The sequence below is a fragment of the Microcoleus sp. genome (genome assembly GCF_049646505.1).
Lineage (GTDB): Bacteria > Cyanobacteriota > Cyanobacteriia > Cyanobacteriales > Microcoleaceae > Microcoleus.
In genome coordinates this window covers 1-3,564 of the sequence record NZ_JBARVX010000027.1, presented here as the reverse complement: position 1 = coordinate 3,564, position 3,564 = coordinate 1, and the positions used below count along the sequence as shown (strand labels likewise).

Annotated in this window: 3 protein-coding genes; 2 read left to right on the top strand and 1 reads right to left on the bottom strand. The window is 44.4% G+C overall.

All coding sequences use genetic code 11. The features are described from left to right. Positions 1 to 159 precede the first annotated feature (159 nt). Together WBA89_RS01950 and WBA89_RS01945 are read left to right on the top strand one after the other, a co-directional pair. Complete coding sequence (locus WBA89_RS01950) at positions 160 to 501, top strand: YtxH domain-containing protein (protein WP_424403572.1); 342 nt, start codon at positions 160 to 162, stop codon at positions 499 to 501. Between the two features lie 37 nt (positions 502 to 538). Next, positions 539 to 1,099, top strand: a complete 561-nt coding sequence (locus tag WBA89_RS01945; RefSeq protein WP_424403570.1) for a DUF948 domain-containing protein — start codon at positions 539 to 541, stop codon at positions 1,097 to 1,099. 1,976 nt (positions 1,100 to 3,075) lie between these two features. Here WBA89_RS01945 and WBA89_RS01940 read toward each other — a convergent pair. Beyond that, on the bottom strand, positions 3,076 to 3,564 hold a 489-nt coding region (locus WBA89_RS01940), incomplete at its 5' end, for a helix-turn-helix transcriptional regulator (protein ID WP_424403568.1).

The following is a 3,564-nucleotide window of genomic DNA, read 5'->3' as shown; positions in this document are numbered from 1 at the left end:
GCGCCAACTGCGACGGCGCTATCAACAACTGGAATTGCAACTGCAACAGGTTCGGCAACTTTTGGGATTGCTGGGTTTTGGGCGAATGCTCTGGTCCAAGCGCGATCGACCTTTGAGGTAAGCTATCCTAAAACGTATGGAGAGAGAGTAGTTATAAAAATGTCATCTAAACGTTCGGGATTCTTTATTGGCGGTGTGTTGGTGGGTTCGGCGATCGGGGCCGTGACTGGGTTGCTGATGGCACCGCGAACGGGCAAGGAGACGCGACAGATATTGAAAAAATCGGCCGATGCCTTACCGGAGTTGGCGGAGGATTTATCGAGTAGCGTGCAGTTGCAGGCCGATCGACTTTCGGAGACTGCACTGCGAAATTGGGACGAAACTTTGGTTAGACTCAAAGAGGCGATCGCAGCGGGTTTAGAAGCAACTCAGCGGGAACGTCAAACATTCTCGGAAACTGAAGCCGAAGTGACTCCCCCGTTGCGCCCTCCCCTCCGCTAAATTCCATGAAACCCCAAACCCCAAATCCGAGATTCAAGTGAGCGATCCCATATTCTGGCTAGGACTTTCGATTTTGTTAGTGGCGGTTAGCCTGACTGCTGTTTTAGTCACTTTAATACCTGCAGTGCAAGCATTGACACGGGCAGCGCGCAGCGTTGAAAAGCTGGCTGACACGCTTTCTCGCGAGTTTCCGCCTACTTTGGAGGCGATTCGGTTGACGGGGCTGGAAATTAGCGAGTTGACGGATGATGTTAGCGATGGGGTGCAAAGTGCGGGTGAGGTTGTCAAGCAGGTCGATCGCAGTCTTGGTAGCGCCAAGAGGCAGGCGCAAAACGTGCAGGTGACAACTCGCAGCGTGGTTACAGGAATTAAGGCTGCTTGGAAAACTTTAACTCGGAAGCGGCCGATTTTGGGGACAAATCGCCGCTCAGATCGATTGTCGGCGAGTCAAAGAAGTGCGATTTCGCTGAGGGATTCGGGTTTGGATGACAGGTATTCTGGGAGCAATCGGGAATCGCCGAGGTTGAGGAATGGCGAGGGTTCTGGTTTGTCGGAAGATGCGGAAGATTTTGAGGAAGTGCGATCGAAGGATTCTTGATTCCACCCAATTCCCGATCGTCCCCCCACAGCACAGCCCTCCCACCAGCAAGGATTCTTATCCATAAAATCCATCAAGGCATCATACTTAGGCGAACCCTTTTGTTCCACATACTCCAAAGCCCCCCAACTTCCCCACTTACTAAATGAACTCACATCCACAAAGTGCATGAAAAGAATGCCTCCAGCTTGTTTCCAACTATTCAGTAATTGGGTGTACATATCATACATTTCTGGCCGCCTATTTAATTCCATAAAAAACTGAGTCAGTTTTTCATTATTCTCAACTCCTTCAATACCTACAATATGTTGACCGCCCTCGTAAACAAATAACTTGAGACCTTTCTTTTGAGCCACATCTAAGTAATACCTAAAGTCATTATTCACGTCAGGCAAACTATCTTTGAACCCCGGCAGCAACCCGCCCTCTCTTAATTGCTTAAAAGCTTTGCCAAACCCACCATCTGCGTCATTCAACCAAGACTCTACTGTGCTGACACTTTCTTTCCCGCCCAAGTTGCCGCTAAAATATCCAGCTATGGCTAGGGCATCAATGCCGTGTTGATAACAAGGTTTATTGCCCTCAGCTACCCAATAGGGACAATCTAAAGCATAATTTCCTAACTCTCTCCAGGCTCTTTGAGTTCCTAACACGCAGACAACTCGATTCTTTTGATCCCCAAAAACTCCTTTCCAGATATCGCACATTTGAGCGCTACGCATTCCGTGCCATTGCATAAAAGCATCGCCTTTATCTCCCCACTTAGCTTTACCTTGTTCCAAAGCATAATTCGATTGTGGAAATGACCAATTCCAAACCTCATTAGAATACTCTACATTAACTTTCAGCTTGGGATCTAAACTATCTTTTACCATTTTAGCAAAGTTAGTCATATATTCATCCGTAGCCTGATGCGGCATATTAAACCAGGGTTCTGCTTGGAGTTTGTTAGATAAATTCACCATAACTTCTATGGGAACATTTCCTCTGTAAGCATAGGATACACTCTCTGGTTTAGGTCGCTTTGACCAGTCTTTTTGTTCAGAATTATTTGTACCCATCCAGTCCATAAAACGCAAGACTCTAAATCTTTTAATCTTATCTATAAACAGCGGATTAAATATTTCACCGCTTTGATAAAGCTGTTCATCTTGGGAGTGAACAACTTTGATATTGCGGATATAATTCCCTGTTTTATTGGGATCGGTAGCAGTAATTATAATCATGATGCCTCCGCCTTGTGTGGCATCGACATTAACGATGTCCCTCCCCGGTTTCGACGCAGCCTCATCTTTTTTGGCATCAAAGCGATATTCGATCGCACCCTCACCCTCATAAGTAACAATATATTGCCCTGAAGGATAGCGATTGGGGATTTCCCTGAGCAATAGGGTACTTACCCTAGTATATTTAGGAGCATCTTCGGGGGATGGCAAAGATTTCACCCACCCATTTTCATCAAGGTTTAAAAGATTGTATTCTTCTGTATCCCATTCACCCTTACAGTTTGGTTGTCCGCTGACGCATTGAGTTATCCATTGTCTAGAAGATTTGAAAGCATCTAAAAAGGGTAATTGTGTTGAGTAGTCAGCAATTCCACTAAGCCCAACTCCTAAAGAAGAGCGAGAATTTGATGTATTTTGTACATCTGCACGCACAGCTACTTTGTTATCTGTTGGCTGAATTTTTGGAGCAATATTAGTTGTTAAGGCCCAACATCCGGGAATGAAAATGACAAAAATTAATAAACCAAGGACAAAGCCCAGAGCTTTATTTTTCGAGCGTATATTTAATCGAGACATAAATTTGACTAAAAGTTTGATTGTTTTAGGTAAAATCGAAGCGGGCAAGACTGTTTTATTTTTGATATTTTAACAAAAAATTTCTTTTCAAACAATCAGCTATAAGATTATTAACATTTTGGCCTCTCAGTGGAGGGGCGATCGCCCTTTCTGTCCACAAGTGCGATCGCCCATCTAACCGTCTCGATCCAAGTCTTCGGTTTTTGGAGTTTCTGAAGTTGAGGGGAATGTTAATTGGATGTTGATATCCATTGATATTGTACTTTGTTCAAGCCAACCTATATTAACTATTTTTACTAATGCTTCTGTAGGTATAGAATTATTCATTTTAAATTCAGAAGAAGAGAGTGTTTTATATCCAGCTTCCTGTAGCCGATCGCAAATATTGCGCCAATTTCCTACAGGTTCGTTAGGTACATCGGCGAGTTTTTTCACATACTGGTATAAAGTTTTACATAAATAAACCTCTGCACTTTTGGAAGTCTGAAACATTTTTTTAGCTATTTCGGCGGGGCTGCAACCGGAAAGCAAGCCTCGGAGGTAGAGTTTTTCGGTTTCTGTGAGTCCCCGGCGCGATCGAGGTGAGATTTGCCGTTTAGCTTCTGCAAAAGCTTGGTAGAGCCTTTCTAAGTCCCAGTGTTTGGCTGCTTCGGCAAATAAGTC

What these genes read in the sequence shown, in the direction of transcription:
- WBA89_RS01950 (WP_424403572.1), top strand. Translation starts at nt 160, where the DNA reads ATGTCATCTAAACGTTCGGGATTCTTTATTGGCGGTGTGTTGGTGGGT.